Source organism: Micromonospora noduli (assembly GCF_003264475.1).
Lineage (GTDB): Bacteria > Actinomycetota > Actinomycetes > Mycobacteriales > Micromonosporaceae > Micromonospora > Micromonospora noduli.
The window spans coordinates 106,548-121,491 of sequence record NZ_PYAC01000041.1 but is presented as its reverse complement, the minus strand read 5'-3'; the positions used below and the strand labels follow the sequence as shown (position 1 = coordinate 121,491).

The following is a 14,944-nucleotide window of genomic DNA, read 5'->3' as shown; positions in this document are numbered from 1 at the left end:
TGTCAACCCGCCCGGCGCGTCACCTCGTCGGTGATCAGCGCCGCGAGGCGATCCAGCCCGACGTCGATCTGCTCCGGTGTGACAGCGCTGACCGACAACCGCAACGCGTGGACCGGCGCGGTGTCGTCGTAGAAGTGCGCCATCGGCGTCCACAGCACCCCGTAGTCGCGCCCCGAGCGGTCCAGCAACGCGTCGTCGACCGGGAACGGCACTGTCACCACCACGAAGAACCCACCGGCCGGCACTGTCCAACGCACCGCGGGCCGGTCCGGCTGATCGGCCTGGTCCAGCTGGTCCGGCAGAGCCGGGAAGCGCCGGGCGAGGCCCGCCACCAGGTGGCGCAGATTCCGGGTGTACGCGGACCGCTCCCGGGTGTTCGCGGCCACCAGGCTGCATCCGTGCTCCAGCAGCCGGCCGCCGATCACCGCCTGCGCGATGGGCGACGTGTTCACAGTGACCATGCTCTTGATCATGGCGAGTTGGTCGGCGAGCGGGCCGACCCGGCCGCCGGGGCCGGCCACCCGCTGGTCGGCGACGACGTACCCGACCCGTGCGCCGGGGAGCACGGTCTTGGCGAACGAGCCGAGGTAGACGACCCGCCGGCCGGTGTCCAACGCCTTCAGGGTGGGCGGGCGGGGCCCGTCGTCGCTGTGGAACAGACCGTACGGGTTGTCCTCCAGCAGCAGCAGATCCTCCCGCGCCGCCAGGTCCAGCAACCGTTGCCGGTGGGCGGTGTCGATGCTGACCCCGGAGGGGTTGGCGAAGTCCGGCATCAGGTAGCAGGCGCGTGGCCGCAGCCCCGCAGCCCGGGCCCGGTGCACCTGGGCGGCCAGGTCGGCCAGGTCGACCCCGGTCGACCCACCGGCGACCGGCCACACCGGCAGGTCCACCAGCCGGGCCGCCCCGGTCAGCCCGACGTAGGTCGGGGCGACCGCGAGCAGCACATCCGCCGGCCCGGCCCGCAACGCCCGCAGCACCAGGAACATGGCCTCCTGGCAGCCGACGGTCACCACCACGTCCTCCGGGTCGACGGTGATCCCCTCGTCGACCCGGAGGTTGCGGGCGATCAGGTGGTGCACGATGCCCTTGGTCCGGCCGTACTGGAGCAGCAGCCGCCGGGCCTGCTCGGGTCGGTGCCCCAGGTCGTCGACGAGGTGCCGGTGGAAGGTGTCCAGGTGCCGGTGCACCGCCGCGAGGTCGAAGAACTCCTCGTACGGCCGGCCGGCCGCGAGGGACACCGCCGCCGGGTGACGCTCGGACACCTCGTTGAGAAAGTTCATCGAGGTCAGCGCCGGATCGCCCAGCGCGGGGTGCAGGTCGGCGACGAGCAGGTCGACCGGTTCGGCGGCGCTCACCCCTCAGCCCACCCCGAGGGTGCGCAGCTCGCCGGCCGCCAGCACGTCGGCGCAGCCGGCCAGGGTGAGCGCGTCGGTCAGCTCGGCGACGAGCAGCCCCAACGCGTCCCGGGCGGCCGGTTCGCCACCGGCTGCGAGGGCCCAGAGAAGCGGCCGGCCGACCAGCACCCCGGCCGCACCCAACGCCAGCGCCCGCAGCACGTCGGTGCCGCACCGGATGCCGCTGTCCAGCAGCACCTGGCAGTCGCCCCCGACCGCGTCGACGACCTCCGGCAGCATGGTGACGCTCGCCGGTGAGCCGTCCAGTTGCCGCCCGCCGTGGTTGGAGACGACCACCGCGTCCGCGCCGACCCGTACCGCCTCGGTCGCGTCGCGCGGATCCAGTAGCCCCTTGACCACCAGCGGCAGGTCGACCTGCTCGCGCAGCCACGCCAGGTCCGCCCAGCGCAGCGCCGGCGCGAACGACGCGGCGGTGTGCGCGGCGATCGCGGACACCCCGGGGGCACCGGAGTGCGCCAACGCGTCGCGACCGTGGGGGAGGTTCGCGGCGACCACCTCGGCCGGCAGCCGGAACGCGTTGCGCAGGTCCCGGGGACGTCGGCCGAGCACCGGGACGTCCACGGTGACCACCAGCGCCCGGCACCCGGCCGCGACGACCCGGTCCAGCAGGTCGCGGACGAGCGCCCGGTCGCGCAGCCAGTAGAGCTGGAACCAGACGTCCGCACCCGCCCCGGTGACCTGTTCGATGGGGGTGCTGCCCAGCGTGCTGGCCAGGTACGGGATTCCGGCCGCGCCGGCTGCCGCCGCCAGACCCAGCTCTCCGTCCGGGTGCACCAGCCGCTGGTACGCCATCGGCGCCACCCCGACCGGCATGGCGTACCGACGGCCGAGCAGGTGGGTGCCGAGATCGACGGTGTCCACCCCGCGCAGCACCCGGGGCAGCACCGCGACCCGGTCCAGCGCGCGGCGGTTCGCGGCGAGGGTCACCTCCGACGCGCTGCCGCCGGCCAGGTAGTCCCACACGTCCGGCGGCAGCACGGCCCGGGCCCGCTCGGCGTAGTCGGCGAGCGACACGGCCGGCCGGTCGGCCAACACCCGCTCACCCATCGCCCGACCCCGGGCCCGTCGCGGCATCCGGCTCGGCCGGCTCGTCCGCTCCGCCCGGCCCGGCCGGCAGCCCGAAGCGCTCGCGGAGGAAGGCCGCCGCGCTCTCCTGCGCACGCCGACCGTCGGTGAAGGTGCCGGGCATGGCGAAGAACCCATGGATCATGCCCGGGTAGTGCTCCAGCCGGGTGGACACACCAGCGTCGCGCAGCCGCTCGGCGTACCGCTGCCCCTCGGCGCACAGGGGATCCAGTTCGGCGGTGATCACCAACGCCGGCGGCAACCCGGACAGGTCGTCGGCGAGCAGCGGCGAGGCCAGCGGATCCTTCGCCTGCGCCGGGTCGGCCAGGTAGTGCGTCCGGTACCAGGCGACCGAACGGCGGTTGAACAGCGCCGGGTCGTCGTCCCCGGCCGGTTCGCCGCTCTGGTCGGTGTTCGGGTAGACCAGCAGCTGCGCGGCGAGCGGCGGACCGTCCGTACGGCTGAGCACTGTGACCGCGGCGGCCAGGTTCCCGCCGGCGCTGTCCCCACCCACCGCCAGCCGGGTCGGGTCGACACCCAGCTCGTCGGCGTGCCGCGCGATCCACGAGGTGGCGGCGTGGCAGTCGTGCACCGCCGCCGGGAAGGGGTGCTCCGGGGCGAGGCGGTAGCCGACGGTGATCACCTGACAGGGCACGGCGTTGGCCAGGCGCCGGCAGATGCCGTCGGCGGTGTCGATGCTGCCGAGCGTCCAGCCGCCGCCGAAGAAGTACAGCAGTGTGGGCAGCGGACCCGACCCGGTCGGCCGGTACACCCGCAGCGGCAGCTCCCCGGCGGGACCGGGGATCCGCTCGTCGCGTACCTCGGTCACCGGCTCGACCGCACCGCTGCCGGCACGGATCGCGGCCAGGTCCGCGGCGCGCGCCTCGGACAGGGTCTGTGCGTACAGCGGCGGGGTGCCGGCCGCGGCACGGGCCGCCCGGTAGGCCGCCACCTCCGGGTGCACTGCCATGTCGCTCCTATCCACCGGTGCTGACCAGCAACGTGTCGATGCCGCGCAGGAACAGGCTGCCGCTGTACGTCGGCGTCTCGGTGACCGTCAGCGCAGGGAACCGGGCGAACAGCCGGGGCAGTGCGAGGCGACCCTCCAACCGCGACACCGCCGCGCCGAGGCAGAAGTGCGGGCCCACCCCGAAAGCCAGCGACGGGGGGCCGGAACGGGTCGGGTCGAAGGTGTCCGGGGCCGGGAAGCGGGCCGCGTCCCGGTTGGCCGCCCCGATCATGATCAGTACGTTGTCGTCGGTGGCGACCGGCACGCCGTGCAGCACGGTGTCGGCCGGCGCGGCGCGGGCCAGGAAGTGCACGGGGCTCGCCAACCGCAGCACCTCGTCGACGCAGCCCTGCGCCAGCGTGGCGTCGGTGGGCAGCGCCGCGACGGTCTGCGGGTGGGCCAGCAGCAACGGCAGCCCGTTGCTGAACATGTAGACCGTGGTGACGAAGCTGGCGTTGAACAGCACGATCAGGTTGCTGACCAACTCCTCCTCGGTCAGCTCCACCTCCCCGGAGTCGAGCGCCTCGACCAGCCCGCTGAGCAGGTCGTCCCCGGGCACCCGGCGGCGGTGCCCGAGCAGCTCCCGGTAGAAGGCCCGCAACTCCAGCGCCGCGGTGTTGGCCGCCGCCAACCGTTGCGGGGTCTTCCCCGCCACGTCCAGGAATTCGTCGATCCACTCCACCCGCTCGCGGTACCACGGCAACTCGGCGGCCGGGATGCCGATGAACTCGGCCATCACCAGGGCCGGGATCGGGTACGCGAAGTCGGCCACGAAGTCGACAATGCCCTCCCCGGCGTCCGCCATCCGGTCCAGCAGCTCGTCGACCACCCGCAGGATCACCGGTTCCAGCGCGCCGAGCCGGCGCGGTGTGAAGGTACGGGAGAAGACGTGCCGCATCCGGGTGTGATCGGGCGGGTTCACGAACATCATCGAGGTCTGGAAGGTCCGCAGGATCTCCTGCTCCTCCCAGCCCGGCGGCGGCTGTTTCGTCCACTCCGGATCGCGCAGCAACCCGTCGACGAGGTCGTAGCCGACCGCGACGGCGGCCACCGTCCGGTGCTCGGCGCGCGCCGGCACCGCGCTGATCGGGCCGAGCCGGTGCAGGTCCGCGTACCACGGGTACGGGTCCTGTCTGCCCTCCTCGCTGTACAGGCCGGTGAGTATCTCGTCCACGTCCACGGCCAACTCCTCCCCAGGATGGCGGTGACCGGGGGCAGCGGGGATCACCCGCCGCCCCCGGCCCATGTCACAGGTCGAGCAGCCGCAGCGGCACGGCGTTTGCCAGTGCCTGGTTGCCGGCGTCGTTCGGGTGGATGTGGTCCCCCGAGTCGTACGCGGGCAGCAGCTGGCTGGGCCGTGCCGGGTCGCGCAGCACCCGGTCGAAGTCGAGCAGCCCGTCGAACTCCCGACTGCCGCGCAGGTACGCGTTGACCGCCTGGCGGGTGGCCTCCTTCTGCGGCGTCCACACGCCCGGCGCGCCGTGCCCCTCGTACGGCGTCAGCGTGGCCACCAGGCTGGTCAGCCCGCGCTGCTGGAGCTGCTGGTTGATCTGCCGCAGTGTGCCGATGATCGCCTCGGGTGTGTCGTTCGACATCCAGATGTCGTTGATGCCCAGGTGGGTGACGACGGTACGCACCCCGGTCTGGCCGAACACGTCCTCGTTGAGCCGGGCCGCCGCGTTCGGGCCGAGCTGGTGGTAGCCCGGGTAGTTGCCGTCGCCCGGCTCGGTGCCCTCGTGGTTGAGCCGGTTGCCGGCCAGGCTCAGGTTGAGCACGCCCGGGGTGCGCTTGTCCGGCCGGTCGGCGAGCAGCCGGTCGGAGAGCAGGTCGGGCCAGCGCCGGTTGGCGTTGACGGTGCTGCCGTTGCCGTCACCGATGGAGTCGCTGAGCACGACCAGCGCGCCGGGGCTGCCCTTGCGCTGCACGTCGACTCCGGAGAGGAAGAACCAGCAGCAGGTCGGACGGATGGTGAACCCGGTGCCCTCGGCCGTCCCGGTCAGATCCCCGGCGCCGATGAAGTTGGCCTGCTGGGACTGCCCGTGGAACGTGGTCGGGCCGGTGGGCGTCGGGAAGTGCACTGTGACCACCAGGTCGCTGTCGTCCGCGACCGGGAAGGCCAACGGGTCGCTGAGCAGTTCGGCGCCCCGGTTCATGGTCACCGTGGTGGCACCGGTGAAGGTCAGCGGGCGTACCGACGCGGCGTCGATGTCGGAGAGGTCGTCGGGGGTCGCGGTGTTCGGCCGGGCGACGGTGGCGCGGCCGACACTGACCGCCTGCTCGCCGTAGAGGTTGCTCAGGCGGACCCGCAGCGCCGGGCCACCCACGGACACGTGCACGATCATCCGGACGCTCTGGTCGTTGAGGCCGGTGTTGGTCAACCCGACCGAGTTGCCCCGGGTGACAGCGGCGGCCCAACTGCCCGCCCACTCGGCGCGGTCGGGTCGGCTGGCGGCGGTGCCGGACGGACCGGCGCTGGCGACGACGGCGGGTGCGCCGGCGATCAACAGCGCGGCCGCAGCGGCGATGACAGGCCATCTCTTCGGGGTTGCCGTTGCCATGGAACCTCCATCGTGTGGCAGCCCAGGGCCGTCCGCTGACGGCGCCCGCCTGGACGATGGTCCAGAAACCTAGCCGCCGCCGCTGACGGGCGTCAATCAACCTGATCGACGCGATCAAATGTCCGGCGGGCCGCTCGGACCGCCCGTCGGCACGGTTCCGACCAGCCGTTTCCCGCCTAGGCTTCCAGGCGGCGGCGGTGCGGTCGCCCAAGCGCGCCACCGTCGCGTCGTCACCGGGAGCTGCCCGGGGACCGCCGCTTTCTCGGATGGGGGCTGCCGGATGACTGACGGACCCGGGCACACCACTACCTACGTGCACAGGGTGTTGGACCTGTTCGCCGAATTCGGCGACCGGGAGGCGTTGGTCGGCGCCGATCGGCGACTCACCTACACCGAGGCCGCCACGCGGGTCCGGGCGATGGCCGCGACGTTGACCCGGCACGGCGTACGGCCCGGGTCGGCGGTGCTGGTGACCGTCGCGAACGCGGTGGAGGGTCCACTGCTGCAACTCGCCCTGCATCTGCTCGGCTGCCGGACGATGTGGGTCGCCCCGGTGACCGCACGCCGGGAGGTCGACGAGTTCATCCGGTTGGCCCGTCCGGATGCCCTGGTCTACGACGCCCGGGACCGGGCCAGTCTGGGCCCGGAGCTGGTCGCCTCGCTGCCCGGCACACCGGTCTGCTGTCTGGGCGCGGGTGGCGCCGGCCCCGACCTCACCGCCGACACCGACGTGGCGGAGCTGCCGGCGTCCGTGCCGGCGCCCGAGTCGTTCCTGCAGACCAGCGGCACCACCGGCAGCCCGAAGCTGGTGCACCACCCGGAGAGTTTCTACGCCCAGATCCTCGCCCTGGCCGCCGACTTCCGCGCCGCCGGGTTCCCGTTGCTGCGGCACCTGTCGCACTCTCCGATGTGGCTGGCCAGCGGGCAGATCACCACACTGTTCAACCTGTTCACCGGCGGGGTGCTGTTCCTGCGCGACGACTGGGACCCGGTGGCCTTCGTGGACACCGTGCAACGGGAGCGGATCAACTCGACCTTCGTCACCCCGCCGATGCTCTACGAGGTGTTGGACCACCCGGCGCTGGTCGGCGCGGACTTCTCCGCCATGTTCATGTTCAACGTGGGCGCCGGGCCCGCCGCGCCCGCCCGGCTGCGCCAGGCCATCGCGCGGTTCGGTCCGGTGCTGCGCATCGTGTACGGCCTCAGCGAGGCGGTCGTGATCACCGCGCTGCCCGGGCTGACCGATGATCCGGAGCACCCGGAGCGGTTGCGCTCCTGCGGGCGGCCCTACGGCGACGTCCGCGTCGAGATCCGCGACGACGACGGCGCGGTCCTGCCGACCGGCCGCGACGGCGAGGTGTGGGTGCGGACCAGGCTGAGCTTCGCCGGCTACCACGGTCAGCCCGAGCTGACCGCGCAGACGCTCGTCGACGGGTGGGTGCGGACCCGCGACATCGGCCACCTCGACGACGACGGCTACCTCTACCTCGTCGACCGGGCACACGACATGATCGTCACGCATCGCCGGAACTGGGCGATCTTCTGCCGTCCCATCGAGGACGTGCTGGTCGGGCACCCCCAGGTACGGGCCGCCGCCGTGATCGGCGTGCCCGACGAGACGGTCGGCGAGGTGCCGTACGCGTACGTGGTGCTCGGACCGGGCGCGACGGTCACCGGGGCGGAACTGATCGACCTGGTGACCGCCGAACTCAACGAGATGTGGGCACCGGCCGCCGTGGAGTTCCTCGACCGGCTGCCGGTGAACCGGTCGATGAAGGTGGACAAGCGGGCGCTGCGGGCACGGCACGCGGCCTGTCGGGCGGCGGCGGTCGGGGCGTGACCCCCCGCCGGCAACTGGTCGTCCTGGTCAGCGCGGACCTGGTCTCCAACCTCGGCACCCGCATCTCGGTGGTGACCATTCCGTGGCTGGTGCTGGTCACCACCGGCAGCCCCACCAAGATGGGCCTGGTCGCGTTCGCCGAGACCCTGCCGTACCTGCTGTCCAGCGCGTTGGGCACGCCCTGGGCGGACCGGATCGGCCTGCGTCGTACCTCGATCCTCTGCGACGCGGGCAGCGCGGTGGTGATGGTCGTCGTGGCGCTGACCCCGTGGCTGGGCTTCGTCCCGCTGGTGGCGCTCGTCGCCGTGGCCGGCGCGCTGCGGGGCATCGGGGACCGGGTGAAGCACGTGATGTTCCGGCCGGCCGCGGAGGCCGCCGGAGTGCCGCTGATCCGGCTGACCTCCGCGTACGACGGGCTCAGCCGGGTGGTGACCTTGTTCGGCGCCGCAGTGGGCGGCCTGCTGATCGCCGTCTTCGGGGTGACCGAGGCGATCCTCATCGACGCGGCCAGCTTCGGGGTCTGCGCGCTGCTCATCGGCGTCCTGGTCCGTCCGCCGGCCGTCCCGACGCAACCCACCCAGCCGGAAAGTTACCTGCGCGCCCTGCGGGGTGGCTTCAGTTACCTGGGCCGGGACCGTCCGCTGCTCGGCATGCTCGCCGTCATCTCGGCGCTGAACATGGTGGCCAACGCCAGCGTGGCCGTCTACATCCCGGTCTGGGTCGCCCGGGAGCTGCCCGGCCCGAGCGGTCTCGGCCTGGTGCTGGCGGCGTTCTCGGCGGGCGCGCTGCTGGGCAACCTGGTGTTCACCGCGCTCGGGCCCCGGCTGCCCCGGGGGCTGACGTTCCTGGTCGGCGCGCTGGTCGCCGGCACGCCCCGGCTGGTGGCGCTGGCGATCAGTGACGAGCTGCCGGTGGTGCTCGTGGTGACGTTCCTGTCCGGAATCGGCATCGCGGCGGTCAACCCGCTGCTCGGGGTGGCTCTCTACGAGCGGGTGCCGCCGGAGTTGCAGACCCGGGTGATCGGCATCGCCGGTTCGTTGGCGTTCGTCGGGTTGCCGGTCGGCGCGCTGCTCGGCGGCTGGTCGGTGGACGCGCTGGGATTCACCCCGGCCCTGCTGACCATGGCCGCGGCGTGCCTGATGATCACCGCGTACCCGCTGCTGAACCGGATGTCCGGCCCGGAGACACCGGTGCGGTCCACCCCCGTCGCCACCCGGTAAACCCGTTGCAGGCCGTACGCGGCTGCCGCAGGCTCGCACGGATGAGCGCGCAACCGCCACCAGGCGTCCCAGCGGCAGACGATGCCGTGGCCGACCGGATCGATGTGGCAGTGGTCCGCCGACTGGTGGCCGAGCAGTTCCCCCGTTGGGCGGATCTGCCGGTCCGCCCCGTCGAGGTCGACGGCTGGGACAACCGCACGTTCCACCTGGGCGAGGAGATGAGCGTGCGGCTGCCCAGCGGTGCCGGCTACGCCCTCCAGGTCGCCAAGGAGCAGCGCTGGCTGCCGGTGCTCGGGCCACAGTTGCCGGTCGAGGTGCCGACCCCACTCGGCCACGGCCGGCCCGGGGCGGGATACCCGTACCCGTGGTCGGTCTACCGGTGGATCGACGGGCGGACCGCCCACGCTGAGCGAATCGACGACCTGACCCGGTTCGCCACCGACCTCGCCGCCTTCCTGCGCGCCCTACGCGGCGTGGACGCCACCGACGGCCCGGCAGCCGGCCCGCACAGCGCCTGGCGGGGCGGTCCACTGTCCATCTACGACGCGGAGACCCGGGCGGCGATCGGGACGCATCGTGACCGGGTACCCGTCGACGTCGTCACCGGCATCTGGCAGGCCGCCCTCGACGCCACCTGGACCGGGCCGGCGGTCTGGTTCCACGGCGACGTCGCGGACGGCAACCTGCTGGTCCGCGACGGCCGACTCGCTGCCGTCATCGACTTTGGCTGCTCCGGCGTGGGCGACCCCGCCTGCGACACCGTGATCGCCTGGACCCTGCTGCACGGCCCCAGCCGGGCCGCCTTCCGCACCGCGCTCGGTCTCGACGACGCCGCCTGGGCCCGAGGACGAGGCTGGGTCCTGTGGAAGGCGCTGATCATCCTGGACAATGGGGACCCGGCCAAGGCCGAGTGGGCCGGGCGCGTGCTCGGCGAACTTCTCGCCGAGCACAGCGTGGCCCGCTGAACCCGTACCGGTTGAGGCCCGTCAGCGCCCGGCGGCAGCCGGGGTGGCGTGTTCGGTACGGCAGCGTGGGCAGCGCAGTCGCGCCCCTGCGGCCGTCCGGGGCACCCGGAGCCGCTGACCGCAACCGCAGGTCACCACCGGGGCCGACGCCCGTAGGTATTCGTCCCGCTCCCGGCGTGGCCACCGGCCGTGGCAGCGGGCGCACCACTTCGGCGGGTAGCTGTGGTAGTGCGCCAGGCCGAACGCGCCCGCGACCATCAGCGCAGCGGGGACCAACAGGCCGAGCGGCGCGAGCAGCGCGGCCGGCACTCCGCCGACGCCGTCGGAGACCAACACGGCGACCACAGTGAGCACGACCACCGGCACACCGAGCACTGTGAACCCGAAACCCCAGGCGAAGGCCAGCAGGGACGGCAGGAACATCCACATGCCGCCCGGCGCCCAGCGGCGGACCCCGTACCCGCCGCAGCGCGGGCAGTTCGGCGAGGCGCGGTGTGGCACCGACCGCAGCGCCTTCGGCGCCAGCCACTGAACAAGAAGCTTGAGGATCTCCTCGACCAGTTTCGTCGCGAGGGCCTGAAGGAACGAACCGAGCATGCAGTCACTCCCCTCGCCGACGGATTCTGCCGTCGGCCCACCACCCATCGTGGGCGCTGGGTGCCAACAGCCCATCCCAGCGCGCCGACGCCGCGTCGTCCACGACGCCAATCCGACAGCGCCTGTGCGTTGTTCGTCGGACGTTCGGTTGATGGTCGCCCGGGCGTCGGCAAGGGCTGGCTAGCGTCGACCGTCGTCAGCACACCTGGAGGCCGCCGCGTATGACGTCGTCACCCACCCGCCGCCGCACCGCCGAGGTCACCGCCGTGCGCCGGATCGGCGACAGCGCGCCGCACAGCGCGTTCACCGACCTCATCCGGTACGCCGGAAGCTGGTTCTGCGCCTTCCGGGAGGCCCGCACCCACCTCAGCGACGACGGCGTGCTCCGGGTGCTGACCTCGACCGACGGTCGGTCCTGGACCTCCGCGACCGTCATTGCCCAGGCCGGCACCGACCTGCGCGACCCGCGCTTCGTGGCGCGCCCCGACGGGCGGCTGCAACTGCTGGCGGCAGCCGCCACCGGCGCGGCCACCAAGACGTTCCAGACGGTGACCTGGCTCTCCACCGACGGGCACGCCTGGGGCGATCCGACCCCGGTGGGCGAGCCGGGCGTCTGGGTGTGGCGGGCGGCCTGGCACGACGACGCGATGTACGGCGTCGGCTACGCCACCCGGGAGCCGAGGTTCGCCCGGCTCTACCGCAGCACTGACGGTGTGGACCTGCGGCAGTGGGTGCCGACGCTGTTCGAGGACGGGTACCCCAACGAGTCCGGTCTGGTCTTCGCCCCGGACGGTACCGCCCTCTGCCTGCTGCGGCGGGACGCGGCCACCGCGAGCGCCCAGCTCGGCACTGCCGTGCCGCCGTACCGGGACTGGACCTGGACGGATCTGGGTGTCCAGGTGGGCGGGCCGACGCTGCTCCGACTGCCGGACGGGCTGCTGCTGGCCGGGGTGCGGCTGCACGAGGGCGAGGTGCGCACCGCGATCTGCGTCGTCGACCCGGACCGGGGCGAGCTGACCGAGCTGGTCGCGCTGCCGTCCGGCGGCGACACCAGCTACCCCGGCCTGGTCTGGCACGACGACCTGCTGCGGGTGAGCTACTACTCGTCGCACGAGGGGCGGACCTGTGTCTACCTGGCCGAGGTCAGCCTGACCGGCTGAGTCTGGCCCGGCAGCCCGACGGTCGGCTAGCGTGCCGGCATGCCATCGACGCTCACCGAATCGACGGACCCGTACTGTCTGCGCCCTGGAGAGGCCACCGAACTGCTGCACGGGCACCAGTGGCGGCGGTTCGTGGCGCTCGGCGACAGCGTCGTGGAGGGCATGTGTGAACCGACACCGGGCTACCCGGACGTGCAGTGGGTCGACCGGGTCGCCGCCGAGCTGACCGCCGCGCGCCCCGAGCTGGCGTACCGGAATCTGGGTCGACGCGGGCTGCGCGCGCACCAGGTGCGGGCCACCCAGCTCGCCCCGGCGCTGGCCTTCGCACCGGACCTGGCGCTGGTCGTCTGCGGCGGCAACGACGCCTTCCACCCGGGGTACGACGCGGAGGCGGTGGACGCCGAGCTGACCGCGATGATCACCGCGCTGCGCGACGTGGACGCCGACGTGATCACAGTCGGCATGTTCGACGTCTCGCACAGCCCGGCGGTGCCCGAGCACCTCCGGCCCGGCCTGGGCGAACGAATGCGCCGCCTGTCGGCACACACCGCAAGCCTGGCCGAGCGCCTGGACACGATCCACGTGCACCTGACCGACCATCCCCTGACGGCCGACCCCACCCTCTACAGCACCGACGGACGCCACGGCAGCGCCCGCAGCGACGCCATAGCAACGGCCCAAACCCTCCGCACCCTCTCCCGCCGACTCCCCCCACCCCGGTGATCAAGAGGTTTGCGTCAGGAAGCTGGCGTGTCCTGACCGAAACCTCTTGATCACCGCGCAGGGGGCGGTCAGTCGGTCAGGAGGATTCCGGTTAGGAGGACACCGTGGGCCAGGTTGAGGACTCCGTCGCAGCCGGGGTAGCCGACCCTCGCCAGGCCGCCGGAGGCGTGCCGGCCGAACAGGTACGGGGCCAGGGAGTACGGGACGTCGGCGGTGACCGTCTCACCCGTCTCGATCTGGACGAAGTCCATCGACACCCGGTCGGTCGGCAGGTACTCCTGGAGGATGGCGCCGCCCTGGTCGACTGCGGCCCGCACACCGTCGGCCCAGTCCGCCGCGCTCAGCTCCGGGCCGAGCAGCACACCGTGCCCGGCCGAACCGTCGGCCGGCTTCGCCACCAGCGTGGCCTGCTCGGCGATGGCCCGGTCGAGCACCGCGGCGGTCAACGGCACCGTGTACGGCACGTGCCGGCGGATCAGTGCCTGGTCGTCGGCGGGTAGCCCGTCCACGTCCTCCCACAGCCAGCCGAACGTGGTCTTGTTGCCGAGCAGCCAGGCCGCCGCCGACACGAACATCGGTAGGGTGCCGGCGGCGAGGGCCACGGCCACCGCGTCCAGACCGGCGGTCGGGGTGACCCGGTTGGGCACGAACAACCGGAACAGCGCGTCGACCGGGGCGCCGTCGACGACCAGGCGGTTGTCGGCGTCCAGAGTGGCGGTGGCGACCGGGGCGACGACCAGGTCGATGCCGAAGTCCCGGGCCCGTACGGCGAGGGGGTCGAGGATCCGAATGAACGTCTGCGGGTCGTCGAGGCCCGGGTAGTCGCCGTCGAAGTCCATCAGCAGCGCCACCCGGGCGCCCTCGGGCAGCCGCAGTTCCTCGCGGATCGCCACGAACCGCTGGTCCAGCAGCGACGGCGCGGCCCGCACCGGCAGGTCGTCGAGGATGCCGTGCTCCCGGTAGAGGCCCGCGTACCGCTGGATGACGGTGTCGGCGTCAAACCCGCCGCCGAGGCTGCTGTCGATGTTGTACTCGACGAACTTCGGCACCCCGGCGGAGAAGATCACGTCCGGGCGGTACGCGGCCAGCAGCGCCTCGGTCAGCGGCTCGGCCTCGTCCAGCAGCCGGGTCTCCCCCGCCGGTACGCCGAGCAGCCGACGCAGCTCACCGGCGGTGCCGGCCCGCCGACGGCAGGCGTCGAGGATGAGCTGGGCGAGCCGGTCGCAGACCTCGTTGAGTTCGCGCCAGGCGTCGGCGGTGAGCACCGGGGGGCGGGCCAACCGCCACTGCTTGTTGTAGGTGGCCCGGCCGTGGAACACCTGCTCCCAGGCAGCCGCCCCACTGGCCACCATGGCCCGTCGGCCAGACTCCGGCAGGTCGGTCCAGGCCCGGTCGGCCGCCGGCCACGGATAGTTCGGGTCGATCATGGTCCGTCCTTCACTGTCAGGTGGATGGCGGTGGCGAGCTGGTCCCGGCCGGGCTGGACGGCCCGGTCCAGTGCGGGGGCGAACGGCAGCACCGCCCCGTCCGGGCGGGTGACCCTGCGCGGCGGGGCGAGCAGCCGGACCCGCTCCACCACGCTCGCGATGATCTCGGCGGCCATCCCGCAGGAACGGTTGCCGTCGTCGAACACCACGAGGCGTCCGGTGCGGGCCACCGACTCGGTGAGACCGTCGATGTCGAACGGATACAGGGTGCGCGGGTCGAACACCTCCACCGAGACCTGGTCGGCCAACTCCTCGGCGACGGCGAGCGCGTCGTGCACCAGGTGCCCGATCGCGACCACTGTCACGTCGTCGCCGAAGCGGTGGATCCGGCCCCGGCCCAGCGGCACCGGCGCCAGGTCGTCGACGTCGTCCCGTACGTCCATCGCGCCGGCCGGCGCGAACACCACCACCGGGTCGTCGTGGCGGATCGCGGTGACCAGCAGCCCGTACGCGTCGGCCGGGGTGGCCGGCACGACGGTGACCACGCCGACGTGGGCGAAGAGGCTGTACGGGTGGTCGGAGTGCTGCCCGGCCCACCCGGTACGCGAGCCGGACCCGGGGACCAGGTAGGTGACGGGAACGCGGCACTGCCCGCCGGTCATCAGCGGGAACTTGTGCGCGTGGTTGACGATCTGCTCGAAGACCAGGAACAGCAGCGACGGGATCTGGAACTCGATCACCGGCCGCAGCCCGGCCAGCGCCGCGCCGGTGGCGAAACTGGTGAACGCCTGCTCGGACAGGGGGGTGTCGCGGACCCGTTCGGTGCCGAACCGCTTGGCCAGGCCGGTGGTCACCAGCGACGCCCCGACCTGGACGTCCTCCCCGAGCAGGAACACCGCATCGTCGCGAGCCAACTCGTCGCCGAGGGCCCGGGTCAGTGCGCGGCGGTACGACAGTCGGGGCAC

Annotated in this window: 13 protein-coding genes; 5 read left to right on the top strand and 8 right to left on the bottom strand. The window is 72.9% G+C overall.

Annotated features, from left to right (window positions below):
- Positions 1–2 precede the first annotated feature (2 nt).
- From MED15_RS28085 to MED15_RS28065, 5 genes are all read right to left on the bottom strand, one after another.
- Positions 3–1,355, bottom strand: a complete 1,353-nt coding sequence (locus tag MED15_RS28085) for an aminotransferase-like domain-containing protein (protein ID WP_112730159.1) — start codon at positions 1,353–1,355, stop codon at positions 3–5.
- Between the two features lie 3 nt (positions 1,356–1,358).
- Positions 1,359–2,462 (bottom strand): alpha-hydroxy acid oxidase, encoded by a 1,104-nt coding sequence (locus MED15_RS28080; protein ID WP_112730167.1) that lies wholly within the window; start codon positions 2,460–2,462, stop codon positions 1,359–1,361.
- A complete protein-coding gene (locus MED15_RS28075) occupies positions 2,455–3,450 on the bottom strand; it encodes an alpha/beta hydrolase (protein ID WP_112730157.1) in 996 nt (331 codons plus the stop codon). Before MED15_RS28075 ends, MED15_RS28080 begins: the two co-directional genes overlap by 8 nt.
- Before the next feature lie 7 nt (positions 3,451–3,457).
- Positions 3,458–4,669 (bottom strand): cytochrome P450, encoded by a 1,212-nt coding sequence (locus MED15_RS28070; RefSeq protein WP_112587209.1) that lies wholly within the window; start codon positions 4,667–4,669, stop codon positions 3,458–3,460.
- 67 nt (positions 4,670–4,736) lie between these two features.
- A complete protein-coding gene (locus MED15_RS28065; RefSeq protein ID WP_112699269.1) occupies positions 4,737–6,014 on the bottom strand; it encodes an SGNH/GDSL hydrolase family protein in 1,278 nt (425 codons plus the stop codon).
- 313 nt (positions 6,015–6,327) lie between these two features.
- On the opposite strand from MED15_RS28065, the gene MED15_RS28060 reads away from it, so the two are divergent.
- Genes MED15_RS28060 through MED15_RS28050 form a run of 3 tightly spaced genes read left to right on the top strand, consistent with a single transcriptional unit; the run spans position 6,328 to position 10,072 of the window.
- Complete coding sequence (locus tag MED15_RS28060; RefSeq protein WP_112587211.1) at positions 6,328–7,887, top strand: AMP-binding protein; 1,560 nt, start codon at positions 6,328–6,330, stop codon at positions 7,885–7,887.
- Positions 7,884–9,107: an MFS transporter gene (locus tag MED15_RS28055; protein ID WP_112587213.1), complete on the top strand. Its 1,224-nt coding sequence runs from the start codon at positions 7,884–7,886 to the stop codon at positions 9,105–9,107. The genes MED15_RS28060 and MED15_RS28055 overlap by 4 nt, the downstream gene beginning before the upstream one ends.
- A 41-nt stretch (positions 9,108–9,148) precedes the next feature.
- Positions 9,149–10,072: an aminoglycoside phosphotransferase family protein gene (locus MED15_RS28050; protein ID WP_112587215.1), complete on the top strand. Its 924-nt coding sequence runs from the start codon at positions 9,149–9,151 to the stop codon at positions 10,070–10,072.
- Between the two features lie 21 nt (positions 10,073–10,093).
- Here the strand turns inward: MED15_RS28050 and MED15_RS28045 are convergent, their stop codons facing one another.
- Entirely contained in the window at positions 10,094–10,669 is a 576-nt protein-coding gene (locus MED15_RS28045; RefSeq protein WP_112587217.1) for a hypothetical protein, read from the bottom strand.
- Between the two features lie 221 nt (positions 10,670–10,890).
- On the opposite strand from MED15_RS28045, the gene MED15_RS28040 reads away from it, so the two are divergent.
- Together MED15_RS28040 and MED15_RS28035 are read left to right on the top strand one after the other, a co-directional pair.
- Positions 10,891–11,829, top strand: coding sequence for a sialidase family protein (locus MED15_RS28040; protein WP_112737371.1), 939 nt, complete (start codon positions 10,891–10,893; stop codon positions 11,827–11,829).
- Positions 11,830–11,868: 39 nt separating this feature from the next.
- Entirely contained in the window at positions 11,869–12,552 is a 684-nt protein-coding gene (locus MED15_RS28035; RefSeq protein ID WP_112737369.1) for an SGNH/GDSL hydrolase family protein, read from the top strand.
- Between the two features lie 68 nt (positions 12,553–12,620).
- On the opposite strand, the gene MED15_RS28030 is transcribed toward MED15_RS28035, so the two are convergent.
- Positions 12,621–13,979 carry a hypothetical protein gene (locus tag MED15_RS28030; RefSeq protein ID WP_167457749.1) on the bottom strand — a complete coding sequence of 453 codons (1,359 nt, stop codon included), beginning with the start codon at positions 13,977–13,979 and terminating at the stop codon, positions 12,621–12,623.
- Positions 13,976–14,944 (bottom strand): alpha-ketoacid dehydrogenase subunit beta, encoded by a 969-nt coding sequence (locus MED15_RS28025; protein ID WP_112737367.1) that lies wholly within the window; start codon positions 14,942–14,944, stop codon positions 13,976–13,978. Before MED15_RS28025 ends, MED15_RS28030 begins: the two co-directional genes overlap by 4 nt.

Coding starts and splice junctions, on each gene's coding strand:
- MED15_RS28080 (WP_112730167.1), bottom strand. CDS start 2,462: ATGGGTGAGCGGGTGTTGGCCGACCGGCCGGCCGTGTCGCTCGCCGAC.
- MED15_RS28075 (WP_112730157.1), bottom strand. CDS start 3,450: ATGGCAGTGCACCCGGAGGTGGCGGCCTACCGGGCGGCCCGTGCCGCG.
- MED15_RS28060 (WP_112587211.1), top strand. CDS start 6,328: ATGACTGACGGACCCGGGCACACCACTACCTACGTGCACAGGGTGTTG.
- MED15_RS28050 (WP_112587215.1), top strand. CDS start 9,149: ATGAGCGCGCAACCGCCACCAGGCGTCCCAGCGGCAGACGATGCCGTG.
- MED15_RS28045 (WP_112587217.1), bottom strand. CDS start 10,669: ATGCTCGGTTCGTTCCTTCAGGCCCTCGCGACGAAACTGGTCGAGGAG.
- MED15_RS28040 (WP_112737371.1), top strand. CDS start 10,891: ATGACGTCGTCACCCACCCGCCGCCGCACCGCCGAGGTCACCGCCGTG.
- MED15_RS28035 (WP_112737369.1), top strand. CDS start 11,869: ATGCCATCGACGCTCACCGAATCGACGGACCCGTACTGTCTGCGCCCT.
- MED15_RS28030 (WP_167457749.1), bottom strand. CDS start 13,979: ATGATCGACCCGAACTATCCGTGGCCGGCGGCCGACCGGGCCTGGACC.